This window comes from Stenotrophomonas sp. (genome assembly GCF_031995405.1).
GTDB lineage: Bacteria > Pseudomonadota > Gammaproteobacteria > Xanthomonadales > Xanthomonadaceae > Stenotrophomonas.
On sequence record NZ_DAMAGC010000091.1, the window covers coordinates 1 to 17108 of the forward strand.

Genomic DNA, 17108 nt, shown 5'->3' on the forward strand with positions numbered 1-17108 from the left:
GCCGGCCTTCGGTCCACGCCGCAGACCGGGGGTAGTGCCGGCCGCTGGCCGGCTCCAGGCAACATCGCACGCCCGGGTAGTGCCGGCCGCTGGCCGGCTCCAGGCAACACCACGCGCCCCGGGTAGTGCCGGCCGCTGGCCGGCTCCAGGCCATCGTCCAGCGTTCATGAGGAGCCGGCCAGCGGCCGGCACTACCGGGCTTTTTCCGGCCAGATTCCTGAAGGGAATCTGTATTCCGCCGTTCACCATCAGCCCGCGCCCCCGCATCCGGCGCTGCGCTGGTACCCTTTCCCTCCCCCTTTCGCCTCGCTGCCGCCGCCATGAGCCGACTCCGTATATTTGATGACACCGCCCCGGATACCGCACGGTTCGACAGCCGCGATGGCGAGGCCATCGCGGTCGAACTGAAGAAGATCGGCGTCACCTTCGAGCGCTGGCAGGCGGCCCATGAGGTTGCCCCGGGCGCAAGCCAGGACGAGGTGTTTGCCGCCTACCGGACCGACATCGACCGCCTGGTGGCCCAGCACGGCTTCAAGAGCGTGGACGTGGCCTCGATCGCCCCGGACAACCCCAACCGCGCCGAACTGCGGAAGAAGTTCCTCGACGAGCACTTCCACAAGGAAGACGAGGTGCGCTTCTTCGTCGCCGGCTCCGGGCTGTTCACCCTGCATGTGGACGGCAAGGTCTACGAGATCGAGTGCGTCAAGAACGACCTGATCGCCGTGCCCGATGGCATCACCCATTGGTTCGACATGGGCGAAGAGCCCAATTTCGTGGCGATCCGCTTCTTCACCGAGGCCGATGGCTGGATCGGTCATTTCACCGGCAGCGACATCGCCCAGCAGTTCCCGCGTTACCACCCCGCACAGCACCAGGCCGACTGATCCATGCCGCATCCCACTGTCATCCTCACCGATATCGAAGGCACCACCAGCAGCATTTCGTTCGTCAAGAACGTGCTGTTCCCGTATGCACGCAAGGCACTGCCGGCGTTCGTCGCCGCGCACGGCCAGCAGCCGGAGGTGCGCCGCTGGCTGGATGCGGTGGCCGTGGAGATCGGCGGGGCCTGCCAGGACAGCCTGATCGTGGAAACCCTGCAGGGCTGGATCGACCAGGACCGCAAGCACACTGCGCTCAAGGCGCTGCAGGGCATGATCTGGGAAAACGGGTACCGCAACGGCGACTACAAGGCGCACTTCTATCCGGAAGTGTCCGCGGTGTTGAAAGGCTGGCATGCGCAGGGCAAGCCGCTGTACGTGTACTCGTCCGGCTCGGTGCCGTCGCAGAAGCTGTTCTTCGGCTTCAGCGACGCCGGCGACCTGACCGGACTGGTCTCGGGCTGGTTCGACACCGAAGTTGGCGGCAAGCGTGAGGCCGACAGCTACCGCCATATCGTCAAGGCGATCGGCGTACCGGCCGGGCAGATCGTATTCCTGTCCGACGTGGTCGAAGAGCTGGATGCCGCCCGCGACGCGGGCCTGCAGACCCGCCTGCTCGACCGGCTGGACGACTACCCGCTGCCGCGCAGCGGTGAAGCCACCCACGGTCACGACCGTGTAGAGAATTTCCAGCAGATCACGCTGTAGAGCCACGCCATGCGTGGCTGCCTCTTTGCGCACTCCGGCACGGCGCCAGCCACGCGTGGCGTGGCTCTACCGGACACATGCCGCCCGCACCGAGGCCATGCACGACCGGATGGTAGAGCCACGCCATGCGTGGCTGCTCTTCGCGTGACGCCGACACCGCGCCCCGCCACGCATGGCGTGGCGCTACGGGACGACGTCGGCGAGTGAGGTGAGGCGGAGCGTGCTGCGCAGTGTGTCCAGATTGGCGCTGCTGCGCAGGCGGAGGGTCCTGGTCTCGCCCGGCACCAGGTCCAGCGCGTTGTCGTCCAGGGTGGCATCGAGGCCGTCGAAGTCGACCCACAACGCGCGCACCAGCGTCGGCGAACGCAACGTGAGCACGTAGCCTTCGCCATCGGCACGCAGGTCGCTGTCGATCTTCATCCGCGCCAGCGCAAGGTCCTTGGCCGCGGCGAAGTACACCACCTGCTGCGACAGCACCTGCTTTCCATCCAGCAGTTCGACCACCGCCACGGTCCGCGTCGGATCCGCGCCGTGCAGCAGTGAGGCATCCTCGAACCGGCCCACCTTCAACGCCGACAGCGGCGGCAACGCCACGGCGTGCTGCTGCTGGCTGCGCAACGTCCCATCCAGATCGATCACGCGCAGCCGCCATGTTGCCTGGAATCCCTGCTGGCGATCATTGAGCAGGCTCACCCCGGTCACCCCGTCGTCGCGCAACGCCGCCACCGCACGGTCGGCAAAGAAGCGCTTCGCGTGGAAATGCAGCGCCTTCCAGCGCCCGGCGTAATCGATGCTCGACCACGACGCCCCCGGCCACACGTCGTTGAGCTGCCAGTACAGCGAGCCCATGGTGTACGGCCGCGACGCGCGGTGGTGCAACGCCGCCAGCTGGATGCCGTCGGCCTGCATCACCTGGCTGAGATACACGAACGCCGGGAAATCGCGCGGCGTGCCGTACGCCTCTTCGATGTACTTGAGCAGCCGCTCGTTGCCCTGCCCGGCCATGAACTTCTGGTGCGCGCGCACCGTGGCGCTGTCCACCTGCTGCTCGGCGGCCGGAATGATGCCTTCCAGCGTGCGCAGCGACGGCCATGCCTGCAGGCCATATTCGGACATGAAGCGCGGGGTCTCGTGCAGGTAGGCCGTCACCGGCAGCGCCGGGTTGCCCCATACCTGCCAGTAGTGCTTGTCGCCACGGGTGGAATCGTTGGCCTTGTCGTCCAGGTCATTGCTGGGCGAACTGGACCAATACGGCACGCCCAGCCCTTCTTCGGCCACCACCTGGCGCAGGTCATTGCCGAACAGGTCCACATAGCCCTGCCAGACCTTCGCGGCGAAGGCGGGATCGGCGGCGGTCAGGTCGCGACCATGGCCCCAATCCTTCCACGCGGTTTCTTCCTCGTTGTTGCCACACCACAGCACCACGCTGGGATGGTGGCGCAGCCGGCGCACGTTGTCGCGCGCCTCGGCGACCACGTTGGCGCGGAACGCCGGATCGTAACCGGGCTGCATGCCGCCGCCGAACATGAAGTCCTGCCAGACCAGCAGGCCCAGCTCGTCGGCGATGTCGAAGAACGCATCGTCCTCGTAGTAGCCGCCGCCCCAGTTGCGCAGCATGTTCATGTTGGCATCGCGCGCGGCGGTCAGCTCGCGGCGGATCCGTGCCGGATCGACCCGCGCGGGGAACATGTCGAACGGAATGACGTTGGCGCCCTTGGCGAAGATCGGCACGCCGTTGATCACGAAGGCGAAGCCCTGCCCGCCCTGGCGGTCGGCCTCACGGCGCAGCTCGACGGTGCGCAGGCCGATCCGCTGCTCGATATGGCGTGGCGCAGCGTCGCCCGGTGCCAGCGTGACACGCACGGTATAGCGTGCCTGCTCGCCCTGCCCCGCCGGCCACCAGCGGCGCGGCTGTTTCAGCGAAACCGGCACGCTGATGGCGTTGTCGCCAGCCTGCAGTGAAGCGTCACGATCGATTCGGGCCACCGACACTCCATCAGGATCCAATACCTCCACGCGCACTGCGGCATTGCCACGCGCGGCGCTTTCCACCTGCAGCGTGACCGCCAGATCGGCGTGCTCGGCGTCCAGCGCCCGGGTGTGCACGGCCATGTCGGTCAAGCGCTGCGCATCCCAGCTGTCCAGCAGCACCGGGCGCCAGATCCCCGCCGTCACATAACGCGGGCCCCAGTCCCAGCCGAAGTGGTAGCCGGGCTTGCGCACGAAATTGCCGACCATCGCGTCCCTGGGCTCGTCGCCGTACGGCGAGGGATAGTTGCCGGCGATCTTGTGCGGCATCGCCTGCACGCCCGGCAGCAGGGTCCTGATCGGTGAGCGAAGTACCACGCGCAGTTCATTGCCCTCCGCACGCAGCCTGCCGTCCACGCGTGCCCGCCAGGTGCGGTGGCTGTTGTCGGCCTGCAGCAGCGGCTGGCCGTTGAGCGTGACCGTGGCGAAGGTGTCCAGGCCCTCGAACGCAAGCTCGGCATGCGCGCGCGCCAGCGTGGCGGCGTCCACGTCGAAGCGGGCGCGGTATTCCCAGTCGGCCAGCCCGATCCACTGCAATCCGGCCTCGGGCGCGCCCACGTACGGATCGGCGATCACGCCCTGCGCCAGCAGGTCGGTATGCACCGCTTCGGGTACCCGCGCGGTGCGCCACTGCTGCAGGCCGGGGTGCGCGGCACCGCGCGCGTCACCGGGCAGAAGGCGGAATGACCAGTCCGCCGCCAATGGGGCGGCCGCTACGGGGAGTGCCCACGCTGCCAGCAGGACCAGCAACAGCCAGCAGGCCGGTGCAACGACATGGAAACGGCGGTGCGCGCGCATGGTGACCTGCCTGGTTGCGGGAGCAGCCGACCAACGGTCGGCTCTACCGGGGTTTGGGAAGCCGACCAACGGTCGGCTCTACCGGATTCAACGGACTACGTTGAGCACTTCGTAGCACGCGCCCATGGTGTGGTAATCGGTCTTGCCGGCCGGGCTCTTTTCATCGCTGTACTTGCGGTTGTCCGCATCCAGGATGCGGTACCAGGCACCGTAGCGATGGTCGATCATGTGCTGCCAGGCATAACCCCAGAGCTTGTCGTACCAGTCCCAGTAAACGGCATCGCCGGTCCGCGTGGCCAGCAGCGCGGCGGTGGCCAGCGACTCGGCCTGCACCCAGAAATACTTGTCGTCGTCACAGACGCTGCCATCGGGCGCGAAACCGTAATACAGGCCGCCACGTGCGGTGTCCCAGCTGCGCTCGACGGCGACATCGAACAGGTGCCGCGCGGTGGGCACCAGCCAGTCGGCCTGCACGTGCCGATCCAGGATCAGCAGCAGCTTGGCCCACTCGGTCTGGTGGCCGGGCTGGAAGCCCCACGGGCGGAACAGGTGCTTGGGGTTGTCGCGGTTGTAGTCCCAATCGATCTGCCACTGCGGATCGTAGTGCTCCCACACCAGGCCATCGCCCTGCGCGGCCTGGCGGCGGGTCATGTGATCGGCCAGCAGCAGTGCGCGATCCAGGTAGCGTTTTTCAGCACTGGCCTCGAAGGCAGCCAGCATCGCCTCGCACATGTGCATGTTGGCGTTCTGGCCACGGTAATCGCTGAAGTTCCATTCGGCATCGGCTTCGTCCTTGTACAGGCCGAACGCCGGCTCCCAGAAGCGCGTCTCCAACAGTTGCCACGTTTCATCCATCCACGCACGCGCGTCGCAGATACCGGCCTTGAGCGCACAGCTGTAGGCCAGCAGCACGAAGGCCACGCCGTAGCAGTGGTTGGTGGCATCTTCGACCACGCCATCGCGCAGGGTCCAGGCGTAGCCGCCGGTGGCCGCGTTGCGGTGGACCTCGCGCAGGTAGCGCACGCCGTGCTCGACGGCCGCCAGATCCTCGGGCTTGCCGAACTCCCGGTAGGCCATGGCGTGGTTGAACACGAATCGGGTGCTGCTGACCAGGTGCCGATGCGCGGTGTCGTACACGCTGCCATCGTCACGGTAGTAGTGGAAGAAACCGCCCTTGGGGTCGATCTCGTGCGGCTGGTAGAACGCCATGGTCTGCGCGATGTGGGCGCGCAGGAAGTCGGGCGAGCGGAAATCGGGGGTCGGCGGAACCGGGGTGCCATCGAGGGGCGAGTTCATGCGGCGTCATCCTGTTGTTGCTGCAGCAGTTGCTGGACTTCTTCAAGGCTGGGCATGGCCGCGAACGCACCCTTGCGGGTGACGGCGAGCGCGCCGACGGCGGCGCCGAAGCGGATTGCGCCGGTCAGCGCGGCCGGGTCCTGGCAGAAACCGGCGAACGCCGTGCCATCACCGCCGCGCTCACCGATGCCGAACAGCAGGCCGCCGACGAACGCATCGCCGGCAGCGGTGGAGTCCACCGTCCGTACGCGGAAGCCGGTGAGTACGCCATCGGCGTGGCGGGTGTGCCAGCGGATCGGCGCGGCGCCGTCGGTGATCACCACCGCCTGGGCCTGGGCGGCCAGCAGGCGCGCAATCACCGCCGCATCGCCACCGGCCTGGTCGGCGGCCAGATACTCCAGCTCTTCGCGCGAAAGCTTGACCAGGTCGGCCAGCACCAGCGCCTCCCACAGGCGCGGCAGCGGGTCGACGTCGGCCGGCCACAGCGCAGGACGCAGGTTGAGGTCCAGGCTGACCATCGCACCGGCGGCACGTGCGCGGCGCATGCCATCCAGCGTGGTCTCGGCGATCTCGGCCTCGGTCAGGCTGTTGGAGCACACATGGAAGCTGCGCGTGTCGTCAAAGCAGCTGGCGTGGAAATGCTCGCTGCGGAACAGCAGGTCCGCGGCCGGCGGCCGGTAGAAGCTGAAACTGCGCTCGCCGTGGGCGTCCAGCGCCACGAATGCGAGCGCGGTCTTGGCCGCGCCGGTTCGCACGATGCAGTCGGTGGCCACACCGGCGTCGGCCAGGCTCTCGGCAAGGAAGTCGCCGAACATGTCGTTGCCCAGCATGCCGGCGAAATGGGTGTCGGCCCCCAGCCGTGCCGCGGCCACCGCGACGTTGGCCGGCGCACCGCCGGCGTACTGCAGGAACGCGCGCGGAGTGTCGGCGCTGGCCGGCGGCTGCGCAAGTAGATCGATCAAAATCTCGCCGAAACAGACAATCTTGCTCATTCTGGCCTCAGGCTCCGTGGCGGAATGCGGCGCTCGGGCGCGAACCCGACAGGCCATAGAAAATGATGTAGCCGTAGCACACCAGCGGCAGGATGAAGGACGGCTGCAGACCGATATGGTCGGCCAGCACGCCCTGCAGGTACGGCACCACCGCGCCGCCGACGATTGCCATGATCAGCAGGCTGGAGGCCTTGTTGGTCAGCGGCCCCAGGCGCTCGATGCTCAACGCGAAGATGGTCGGGAACATGATCGAGTTGAACAGGCCCACCGCCACCACCGCATACAGCGCCACATGGCCGCTGCTGAGCATGGTCAGCGCCAGCAGCAGCACGTTGACTGCCGCGAACACGGTCAGCAGCACGCGCGGCGAGAAGCGGGTCATGATCGCCGAGCCGGCGAAGCGACCGATCATCGCCAGCGTCCAGTACGCCGACACGTAGTGGGTGGCCTGCTGCTCGGTGAAGCCGCCGATGGCCGGCATCGACAGGTAGTTCACCAGGAAGCTGCCGATCGACACTTCCGCACCGACGTAGAAGAAGATCGCCAGCACGCCGAACAGCACGTGCTTGTGGCGCAGCGCGTCGAGCAGGGTGTGCTTGCCGCTGTCTGCCTGCTCGGTGGTCTCGGTCAATGCCGGGAGGCGGAACAGGTAGACGAACACGGCCAGCAGCGCCAGCGCGATCGCCAGGCCCACGTACGGGCCCTGCACCGACTGCGCCTCCTGTACGCGGTAGGCGATCTGTTCGGCCGAGGGCAGCGCGGCCAGTTCATCGGCACTCTTGACCGTGTTGCCCAGGATCAGCAGGCCGCCGAAGATCGGCGCGATCGCCGTGCCCAGCGAGTTCAAGGCCTGGGCCAGGGTCAGACGGCTCGACGCGGTCTGTTCCGGACCGAGCAGCGCGACGTACGGATTGGCGGCCACCTGCAGCACGGTGATGCCGGTGGCGAGCACGAACAGCGCGCCGAGGAACGCTTCATACACGCGCAGCTCGGCCGCCGGCCAGAAGCCCAGCGCGCCGACCGCGGCGATCGCCAGGCCGGCCACGATGCCCTTCTTGTAGCCCAGGTGCGCCACCAGCCGACCGGCCGGCAGCGACATCAGGAAGTAGGTGCCGAAGAAGGTGAACTGCACCAGCATCGCCTTGGCGTAGTTCAGTTCGAACACCGCCTTCAGATGCGGAATCAGGATGTCGTTGAGGCAGGTCAAAAAGCCCCACATGAAGAAGATCGTGGTCGCCACGGCCAGGGCCATGCGCGTGTTGACCACGGGCGCGGACGCAGACGAGGAAGGCAGACGGGGCGTTGGAGAAATGGGCATTCAGGTACGCGCCTCATTGCGCGAGCAGGTGAAGGAAGACGCCATCACGCGGCCACGGGGCCGCTGCTGGCGCGGATGCGCAGTTGTACGGGCGCCACGGTGCGTTGTGGTGCCGCTTCGGGATGGTCCAGCCGCTGCAGCAGCAGTTCGGCCGCTTGCCGGCCACGCTCGCGCGGGTTGACCGTGAGCGTGGTCAGCGGCGGCAGGGCCACCGCGGCTTCGGAGATGTCATCGAACCCGGTCACCGCGAAATCGATCCCGGGCTGCACCCCGCGCGAGGCCAGGCCCAGCATCAGGCCGAGGGCGACGCTGTCGTTGTAGCAGACCGCCGCGGTGGGCGCCGGAGCGCGCGCGAACAGCTCTTCGCTTCGCGCGGCCGCTTCAAGACGGTTGGGTGCCGATTCGATCAGCCATTCCGGTCGCACGTCCCTGCCCGCTTCGGCCAGTGCCTGCGCATAGCCCAGCCGACGCTGGTGGCAGGAACTGGAATCGGCGTGGCCACCGAAGAAGGCGATGCGCTGGTGACCGCGTTCGATCAGGTGGCGGGTGGCCAGGTAGGCGCCCTGCTGGTTGTCCAGGGTGAGGAAGTCCCAGTCGGCGCCCGGCGGTTCACGGTTGAACAGCAGGACGTTGGCATTGAAGCCCAGCACCTGGCGCAGTTCCGCCGCGTCGCTGCCTTCGGCCGGCGACAGGATCAGGCCGGCCGGGGTGTGTTCCATCAAGGTGGTCAACACCGCCTGCTGCCGCTGCGGCGATTCGCCGGTGCTGCCGAGCAGGGTCACAAAGCCCTTGGCACCGAGCGCCTCGTCCACCCCGGAGGCGAACTCGGCGAAGAACGGGTTGGACAGGTCGTTGATCACCAGGGCGACGCTGGAGGAGGTGCGTCGCCGCAGGTTGGCCGCGCCCCGGTTGTAGACATAGCGCTGGCGGCGCAGTTCGGCCTCGACCCGGGCACGGGTGTCGACGTTCACCAGCGGGCTGCCGCGCAGCACCAGCGACACGGTCGCCCGCGACACGCCGATCGCCTCTGCGATATCGGTCACGGTGACCGCGCGCGTTCCCTTGCCTGCGGGTGTGGCCTTGTCGTTCATCGTGTCCGCCCGGTCCTTGTCATCCCGCAAGCCTAAACGATCGCATCGGCCAACGGACCGCGCCGGTGCCGGTGGTCGGGGCGCAGCCGTGGGGCAGACGCAGATTCATTCCAGCACCGCGCCCGGGGTGGCGCAGTACGAGCGCGGCAAGGCCTCGGTCCGGGTGCCCCAGCCGGTGGTCGGGGCCTGGGTGCCAAGCGCGAAGTCGATGCGCCCGCCCTGCTGCAGCCGGGTCCAGTCCAGCCACACCGGCGCGTGGTCCTGGCCGTCCACGCGCACGCCCTGCACATACTGCAGGGTGCGGCCATCGGCACCGGCGGCGGCCAGCGTCAGGCTGCGACCGGTGCCCAGGTCCACCTCCACCCTGGAGAAGCGCGGGGTGTGCAGCAGGAACTGGCCACTGCCGGGCACCGCCGGGTACAGGCCGATCGCACTGAACAGGTACCACGCCGACATCGTGCCCAGGTCATCGTTGCCGGTCACGCCGTTGGGCGCGTTGGTGAACAGCTGCTGGGCCGCGCGCACCACCGTGGCGGTCTTCCACGGCTGGCCGATCAGCGTGTACATCCACGGTGCGTGCAGGTCCGGTTCGTTGTTGGGGTTGTAGCGGTACTGGTTGTAGTAACTGTACGGCCCCACCACCCACTCCTTGCGCGCGGCGGTCAACGGCGACTGCACCAGGGCGTCGTAGGCGAAGAATGCATCCAGGCGCTTGCCGGCCTGCTCGCGACCGTGCATGGCCTGGACCAGGCCCGGCATGTCCTGCTGTGCCAGCCACTGGTACTGCCACGCGGTGCCTTCATGGAACCCATGGTGCGAACGCGGGCTGTAGTGGCCGTCGGACGGTACGTACCACTTGCCATCGTCCACGCGCGGACGCGGGAACCCGCTCATGCCGGTCTCTTCATCGCGCACCTGCGGATCCCACACCTTGTGCCAGTTGCCCCCACGCGTGCGCAGCGTGGCCGCATCGTCGGCATGCCCCAGCCCATCGGCCATCTGTGCCAGCGCGCAGTCGGCCAGCGCGTATTCCAGCGTGGCCGAGCCCCCGTGATGCGGATCGACGTCCATGCCCTTGGAAGGGAAGGCGCGGTCGTAGGCCACAAAGCCGTTTTCCACGTAGCCCGGGTTGCCGGAACGGCCGGCGTGGCGCGAGTTGAGCGGCGGCTGTTCGAACGCATTGCGGCGCAGCGCGGTGTAGGCCTCGGCCTCGCGCCCGGCAAGCGCGCCGAAGCGCCACAGGTCGACCAGGAACGGGGTGACCGGATCGCCGGTCATGATGTTGGTTTCGAAATTGGCATAGCCCCAGCGCGGCAACCAGCCACCTTGTTCGTTGATGGCCAGCAGGCTGCGGCCGATGTCGCGCGCCACCGCCGGGCGGGTCAATGCCAGCCACTGGTTCTGCGCGCGGTAGGTGTCCCACAGCGAGAAATACTCGTAGTAGGTCCAGCCGTCGGCGCGATGGATGGCGTCGTCGTAGCCCCGGTAGCGGCCGTCGGCATCACTGCCGGTCAGCGGCTGCAGCAGTGCGTGGTACAGCGCGGAATAGAACACGGTGCGGTCGTCGGTAGTGCCGCCCTGCACGCGCGTGGTAGCCAGCTCGCGGCGCCACTGCTGCTGCGACTGGGTGCGCATCTGTTCGAAGCCGAGCAGCTTGCCGCCCTGCATGCCCTCGCTGCGCAGGTTGTTGCGCGCGCCTTCGGCATCCACGTGCGAAATCGCGCTGATCGCGGTGACCGCGCGCTGCTTGCCCTTGCCGACGTCGAAGCTCAACCACGCGCCACTGGGCTTCTGTTCGCCTTCCATGCGATGCCGCGCACCGGCCAGGCCGCCCTCTTCGCCCCACGTACCGAACGCCTTGAACGGGCGGTCGAATTCGATGCGGAACCACGTGGTGTACTGATGCCCGCCGCAGAAGCTCTTGGTGACCAGCTTGCCCTCGACCACGCGGTCGCCGACCACGTCGATGACGCTGCCGATCACCGAGTGACGCTCGTTGGCCTGGCCGACGTTGACCAGCACATGGCCGGCACCGGCGTCGACCGGGAAGGTGTAACGCTCGGCCGCGGCGCGGGTGCGCGCGGTAGCCTCGGCATCGATGCCGCCGTACCCGGTCAGGCGCACCTTGTAGTAGCCGGCCTGGCCGACCTCGCCGTCATGGGTGTAGCTGGAGGCGTAACGCTTGTGGTCGAAGCTCTTGGCGTCGTCGGTGTTGAAGTCGCCGCCCTTGCCGATGCTGCCGGTGACCGGCAGCACCGAAACCTGCCCGCCCTGTTCCCAGCAGCCGGCGCCGGACAGGAAAGAGTGGCCGAAGCCGCGGATCTTGGGATCGTCATAGCGCCAGCCGGCGTAGTGCTCGCCGATCGGGCTGACCTGGATCAGGCCGAACGGGGCCGAGGCGCCCGGGAACGTGTTGCCGTCATCCTTGCTGCCGATGAACGTGTTGACCTCGCGCTCCAGCGCGACCGGGGCGGCGGCCTGCAGCATCGGCGCGAACGCCAGGGCGAACAGGCAGGCAAGGCGCGGCAGGGCGCGGCGTGACGGGCGGGCGACAGGGGCGGACGGCATTCGGCGCATGGGTGGATCCTGTGGGTCGATGTCGGTGCTGACGAAGGGGCGCAAAGCCCCGCCACTGCTGGCTGGGCGTCTCCCCGGGACGCGGCTCCAGATCCACGTTGCCGTGAATTTAGATCGATTCAAGTAAAGCACGGGGATTTCGGCGGATGCATTCTGCGGCGCAACATGAACGTCCCAGGTTTGCGGCGCGCACCGGGATGTCGGCGCGCGCACCGCGATGCTTGGCCGCCGGGTGACGCATCGCGATGGGGCCCTGGCATCAGAGGGTGCAGCCTGACACCCCTGCCAACTGACGGCCCTGCCTGCGAAGCCGACCATCCTCCTCCGCCCGTCCGCGCAAGAAACCGTTTCCATCAGATGGGCGGCCGCGTCACACCCTCGACGCGCGCTTGCCATATTGCGCAGCAGCATGCGTCGCCCGCCGGGCCGTGCTAAAAATTCCCCGCCAATCGTTTAGATCGATCCAACTTCAAACGGTCACGATTGCTGGACAGGTGGGTGGGGGACCCGCCACGCGCTGCATGCCGGACGCACGATTCGACGCCTCACGGCGCCTTAAAAATTAGATCGATTCAATCACGTATCGCCACCGTTTCAATCCAGGAGAGGGAGAGAGTGGAATGAACAAGATGTCCCGCATGCGCAACCGCGACACGCTGTCGGCCGCCATCACCGCCGCGCTGTTCGCCGCCGCGCTGGTTCCGGCCAGCGCGTTCGCACAACAGGCCAGCCCGGCCTCGTCGCCGGAAGCCACCACGCTCGACAGCGTGACCGTCACCGGCTACCGCTACGCCATCGAAAAAAGCCTGCAGCAGAAGCGCGACGCCAACGCCGTGGTCGAAGTGATCACCGCCGAAGACGTGGGCAAGTTCCCCGACAAGAACGTGGCCGATGCGCTGCAGCGCGTGCCCGGCGTGGTCATCGAGCGCAGCGGCGGCGAAGGCAAGACCGTCAGCGTGCGCGGCCTCGCCCCGGACCTGACCCTGACCCAGTTGAACGGCAACTACGTCGCCACCTCGGAAACCAACAACGAAGCGACCCGCTCGTTCAACTACACGCTGCTGCCGGCCAACATGCTGTCCAGCGCGGAGCTGTTCAAGTCCCCCGAGGCGCGCATCGACGAGGGCGGTATCGGCGGCACGGTGATCCTGCATACCCGTCGCCCGCTCGACATGGAAGCCAACTCCGGTTACGTGAACCTGGAAGGCACCTCGTCCGATACCAGCCACGACCTCGAACCGCAGGTGTCGGCGCTGTACTCCTGGCACAGCAAGGACGAGCGTTTCGGCCTGCTGGTCGGGGCGACCAAGCAGACCCGCACCAGCCGCACCATGCAGGCCAGCACCGAGGACTACCAGTGGTACGGCAACGGCACCGATGCGCGCGATGCCAACGGCAACGTGCTGTCGCAGGACGGCATCCACTACTGGTGGGGCCAGTCCGGCTTCAATGACCAGAGCGGGCGCAACTACAGCGAATTCTTCATGCCGACTTCGGTGAACTTCGCGGTCAAGGAAGAGAAGCGCGAGCGTACCGGCGGCCAGTTCACCTTCCAGTTCAAGCCGCTGGACAACCTGACCCTGACCGCCAATTACTTCCGCTTCGAGCTGCAGGGCGATTACACCCAGAACATGCTGAAGATTCCGGAATGGAACCTGGCGCGCTACAACGGCGACGGCAACTGGGACGGCGGCCGCCTGCTCAACGGGCTCAGCTTCGACCCCAGCGGCAGCATCGTCACCGGTGCGCAGTACGAAAAGCTGGCCGGCAAGACCTATTACTGCAGCGAAGAGCAGGCCGCCGCCGCCGGCATGGCGCCGGGTGGCTGGGGTCCGGACGACTGCACCATCCCCACCCCGCAGCTGACCGGCACTTACAGCAAGGAAAAGGCGCTGTCGCAGACCGCCGACCTCACCGTGGACTGGGACATCAGCCCGTTGTGGAAGGCCTCCTTCACCGGTGGCCGTACCTGGTCCGAGGGCGGTCCGTCGATGAACTTCAGCATGTCGGCCAAGCCGCGCCGCCAGGTCAATGGCGTGTGGCAGTCCGGCAACACCTACAGCGCCTGGGACCTGACCGGCACCCCGAGCGCCACCTTCTCGCCGAACCTGCAGGACCAGCTGATGGCCGGCATCGCCGAGATCGATACCGGCTCGACCGGTTCGTCGTGGATGCAGACCAGCGTCAAGCAGAACTACTTCCAGGCCGACGTCACCAAGATGTTCGAAAGCGGCTGGCTGGACTCGATCCAGTTCGGGGCCAAGTACCGTGACGGCGAAGTCCACCGCAACACCGGCAACACCTACTGGGTGTGCCAGGGCAAGGACCCGGCCGACTACGACAACAACCGCTACCAGGCCGGTTGCGATTCAACCGCGGGCGAGGCCCAGCCCGGCTTCTTCCTGTCCAGCCCGATCAGCAACATCGCCGGGGGCTTCAACGCCAACGTGTTCCCGGGCATCAACTACCCGGCCTATATCGACTTCCTCAACCAGAAGTACGGCGGTTCCTACAGCCGCAAGGAAGAGGACTTCGTCTACAACGTCAACGAGAAGATCTACTCGGGCTACTTCCAGGCCAACTTCCGTACCGAGCGCCTGCGCGGCAACGTCGGCGTGCGCGTGGTGCGAACCCAGCAGTTCGCCGAGTCCAGTGATTCGGTGGAGAAGTTCAACGACTACTTCCAAGACAACGCCGCCGGCGCGCCGATGGGCTGCAACGATCCGGCCGCTGGACCGCTGATCGCCTCCAACACCGGCTATGTATGCCAGAGCGGTTTCGTGCGCCTGCCCGATGGCCTGGCCCGCGAGAAGACCTACGAGTTCGCTTCGCTGGAGCGCACCTACACCGACTTCCTGCCGAGCTTCAACATCGCCTGGGACATCACCGACAACCTGGTGCTGCGCGGCGCCGCGTCCAAGGTCATCGCCCGCCCCGGCTATACCAGCATCGCCGCGCCGGGCAGCCTGAGCTACGTCAGCGAGGAGTACAGCAACGACCGTCGCGTCGCCGGCGGTACCGACACCCCCGGCTGGTACGGTCACGGCAGCAACAAGAACCTGGAGCCGTTCGAAGCGACCCAGTTCGACATCGGCCTGGAGTGGTACTTCCAGCCGGGTGCGGTGGCCGGCGCGGCGCTGTTCCGCAAGAACGTGGACAACTTCACCGTGCCGGTGGTGCGCGACCAGCAGATGACCGTGGGTGGCCAGACGGTGACGGTGCAGAAGTACGAGACCGAAGCCAACGGCCGCGATGGCGTGTCGCAGGGTGTGGAGCTGTATGGCCAGTACACCTTCGGCATGGGCTTTGGCGTGCAGGCCAACTACACCTACAACGACACCAACCTGGCCTCGATCGTGCTGGATGGCCAGAACATCGGCTCCTCGCCGCTGGTGGGCAGTGCCAAGAACCAGGCCAACGTCACCCTCTTCTACGAGAACCAGAAGTTCCTGGCGCGTGCTTCGTACAACCGCCGCGGCGAAGTGGTGGGCGGGCTCGTCAATGGCCTGACCCAGTACTCCGAGCCGTACGACCAGCTGGACCTCAACGCGGCCTACAACCTGACCGATGCCCTGACCCTGACCGCCTCGGTGCTCAATGCCACCAAGTCCGAACAGCGGATCTACCTGGGCAGCGACAGCAAGGCGCGATTGATCTCCAACACCTACACCGGCCGCCAGCTGTACTTCGGCGTGAACTGGAAGTTCTAACCGTCACCCGTCCCGCCCCAGGGCGGGGACACGGTCCTCCACGGCAGCCACGCTGGTACAGGTGGCTGCCGTTTTTTTGTCTCGATGCGCATCCGGGGGTAGCGCCACCCCATGGGTGGCTGCACGCGGTGCCGGAACGAAGAGAAGCCACGCATGGCGTGGCTCTACCAGCCTCCGTCAATCCCGCGCGCCCCTGTAGAGCCACCCCATGGGTGGCTGCACGCGATGCCGGCGTGTAGAGCCACCCCATGGGTGGCTGTCGCGGTGCAAGAACGAAGCGCAGCCACGCATGGCGTGGCTCTACCGGTCGAGGGTGGCGCGGAGGGCGGCGACGGTTGCCGGGTCGGTGGCGGTCCAATCCGGCGACAGTCCGATCAGCGCCGGGTTGTGGAACCGCATCGGTGAACGGTGCGTGGCCTTGGCCGACGCGTGCAGTTCACGACATCCGCTGCGGTCGGCGATGGCGGCGATGTTGTCGGCAGTGATGCCGGCGCCGGCCATCATGCTGATGCGGCCATCGGCCCGGGCCACCAGCGTGGCGAGCATGTCCACGCCGGCTTCGGCACTGCCCTGTCCGCCGGAGCTCAACACCCGCTGGCAGCCGAGTGCGATCACCTGTTCCAGTGCCTGCGGAAGATCGCGGGCGGCATCGAAGGCGCGATGGAAGGTGACCTGCATCGGCCCCGCCGCCTGCACCAGTTCGCGGCACAGTGCCATGTCGATGCCGCCGTCGGCATCCAAAGCGCCGATCACCACGCCATCGCAGCCGAGCGCCCGGCACTGCGCGATATCGCGCAGCATGATCTCCGTCTCCAACGCGTCGTAGAGGAAGTCGCCGGGCCGCGCCCGGATCAGCACGAACAGCGGAATGCGCAGGCGTTCGCGCGCCACCGCGATGCTGCCCTGGGACGGCGTGGTACCGCCCTCGGCGAGATTGTCGAACAGTTCGATCCGGTCGGCGCCGCCGGACTGTGCGGCCAGCGCGGAGGCCACGGAATTCGAGGCGATTTCCAGCACGCGGCGTGGTGGGCTCATGTCTGCTCGCTGGTGTAGACCGAGGCCGAATCGCGCAGGTCATCCTGGCGATCCTTGTCACACACCGCATAGACGAAGCCACGGTGCAGCGCGTACGCACCAACGTCGCCGTGTTTGTCCAGCGCCAGGAAGCACACCTGCAGCGTCTTGCTGGCCTCCGGGCGCTTGCGCACCAGCCGTGCGATCGCCTCGCGGCAGGCGTCGGCCGGCGAGCGACCCTGGCGCATCAGTTCCACTACCAGGAACGAGGCGGCGTTGCGCATCATTTCTTCGCCAACGCCCGAGGCGGTCGCCGCGCCCACTTCATTGTCCACGTACAGGCCGGCACCGATGATCGGGCTGTCACCCACGCGCCCGTGCAGCTTCCACGCCATGCCGCTGGTGGTGCACGCGCCGGCGAGGCGGCCGTTGGCGTCGATCGCCAGCATGCCCAGGGTGTCATGGTTGCTGCTGTCGCCCGGGCGACCACGTCGCTCGGCATTGATCTCAGGCGTGTACCGGGCGGTCTTCAACCATTCGCGCCAAGCCTTTTCCGCCGCCGGGGTGAGCAGTTTCTGGCGTTCGAAGCCCTGCTCCACCGCGAACTGCTGCGCGCCCTGCCCGACCAGCATCACGTGCGGGGTGTTCTCCATCACTTTGCGGGCGACGGACACCGGATGCAGGATGTCGGTGAGCGC

General features: G+C 67.2%; 10 protein-coding genes and 1 pseudogene. 3 read left to right on the forward strand and 8 right to left on the reverse strand.

Annotated features, from left to right (window positions below; translation table 11 throughout):
* The first annotated feature begins 320 nt into the window (after nt 1-320).
* Together RTO53_RS14635 and mtnC are read left to right on the forward strand one after the other, a co-directional pair.
* A complete protein-coding gene (locus RTO53_RS14635) occupies nt 321-884 on the forward strand; it encodes an acireductone dioxygenase (RefSeq protein ID WP_312238479.1) in 564 nt (187 codons plus the stop codon).
* Between the two features lie 3 nt (nt 885-887).
* The gene (gene mtnC / locus RTO53_RS14640; RefSeq protein WP_312238480.1) at nt 888-1586 is read left to right on the forward strand and encodes an acireductone synthase; all 699 of its coding nucleotides are present in this window, start codon (nt 888-890) and stop codon (nt 1584-1586) included.
* Nucleotides 1587-1769: 183 nt separating this feature from the next.
* Here mtnC and RTO53_RS14645 read toward each other — a convergent pair whose 3' ends face one another.
* The 6 genes and pseudogenes from RTO53_RS14645 to RTO53_RS14670 form a co-directional block, all read right to left on the reverse strand.
* Nucleotides 1770-4412, reverse strand: coding sequence for a glycoside hydrolase family 2 protein (locus tag RTO53_RS14645; protein ID WP_312238481.1), 2643 nt, complete (start codon nt 4410-4412; stop codon nt 1770-1772).
* 87 nt (nt 4413-4499) lie between these two features.
* Nucleotides 4500-5708: an AGE family epimerase/isomerase gene (locus RTO53_RS14650; protein ID WP_312238482.1), complete on the reverse strand. Its 1209-nt coding sequence runs from the start codon at nt 5706-5708 to the stop codon at nt 4500-4502.
* On the reverse strand, nt 5705-6700 hold the full coding sequence (locus tag RTO53_RS14655) for a carbohydrate kinase (RefSeq protein ID WP_312238483.1): 996 nt from the start codon (nt 6698-6700) through the stop codon (nt 5705-5707). The genes RTO53_RS14650 and RTO53_RS14655 overlap by 4 nt, the downstream gene beginning before the upstream one ends.
* Before the next feature lie 7 nt (nt 6701-6707).
* Entirely contained in the window at nt 6708-8018 is a 1311-nt protein-coding gene (fucP, locus tag RTO53_RS14660) for an L-fucose:H+ symporter permease (RefSeq protein ID WP_312238484.1), read from the reverse strand.
* A 44-nt stretch (nt 8019-8062) separates the two neighbouring features.
* The gene (locus tag RTO53_RS14665; protein ID WP_312238485.1) at nt 8063-9109 is read right to left on the reverse strand and encodes a LacI family DNA-binding transcriptional regulator; all 1047 of its coding nucleotides are present in this window, start codon (nt 9107-9109) and stop codon (nt 8063-8065) included.
* Nucleotides 9110-9214: 105 nt separating this feature from the next.
* A pseudogene (locus tag RTO53_RS14670) lies at nt 9215-11560 on the reverse strand (GH92 family glycosyl hydrolase); the annotation flags it as partial.
* Between the two features lie 746 nt (nt 11561-12306).
* Here RTO53_RS14670 and RTO53_RS14675 point away from each other — a divergent pair.
* A complete protein-coding gene (locus RTO53_RS14675; RefSeq protein ID WP_312238486.1) occupies nt 12307-15396 on the forward strand; it encodes a TonB-dependent receptor in 3090 nt (1029 codons plus the stop codon).
* A gap of 300 nt (nt 15397-15696) precedes the next feature.
* Here the strand turns inward: RTO53_RS14675 and RTO53_RS14680 are convergent, their stop codons facing one another.
* Nucleotides 15697-16431 carry a copper homeostasis protein CutC gene (locus RTO53_RS14680; protein WP_312238487.1) on the reverse strand — a complete coding sequence of 245 codons (735 nt, stop codon included), beginning with the start codon at nt 16429-16431 and terminating at the stop codon, nt 15697-15699.
* Nucleotides 16428-17108, reverse strand: a 681-nt coding sequence (locus RTO53_RS14685) for a N(4)-(beta-N-acetylglucosaminyl)-L-asparaginase (RefSeq protein ID WP_312238488.1), incomplete at its 5' end; no start/stop codon positions are given. The genes RTO53_RS14680 and RTO53_RS14685, both read right to left, overlap by 4 nt.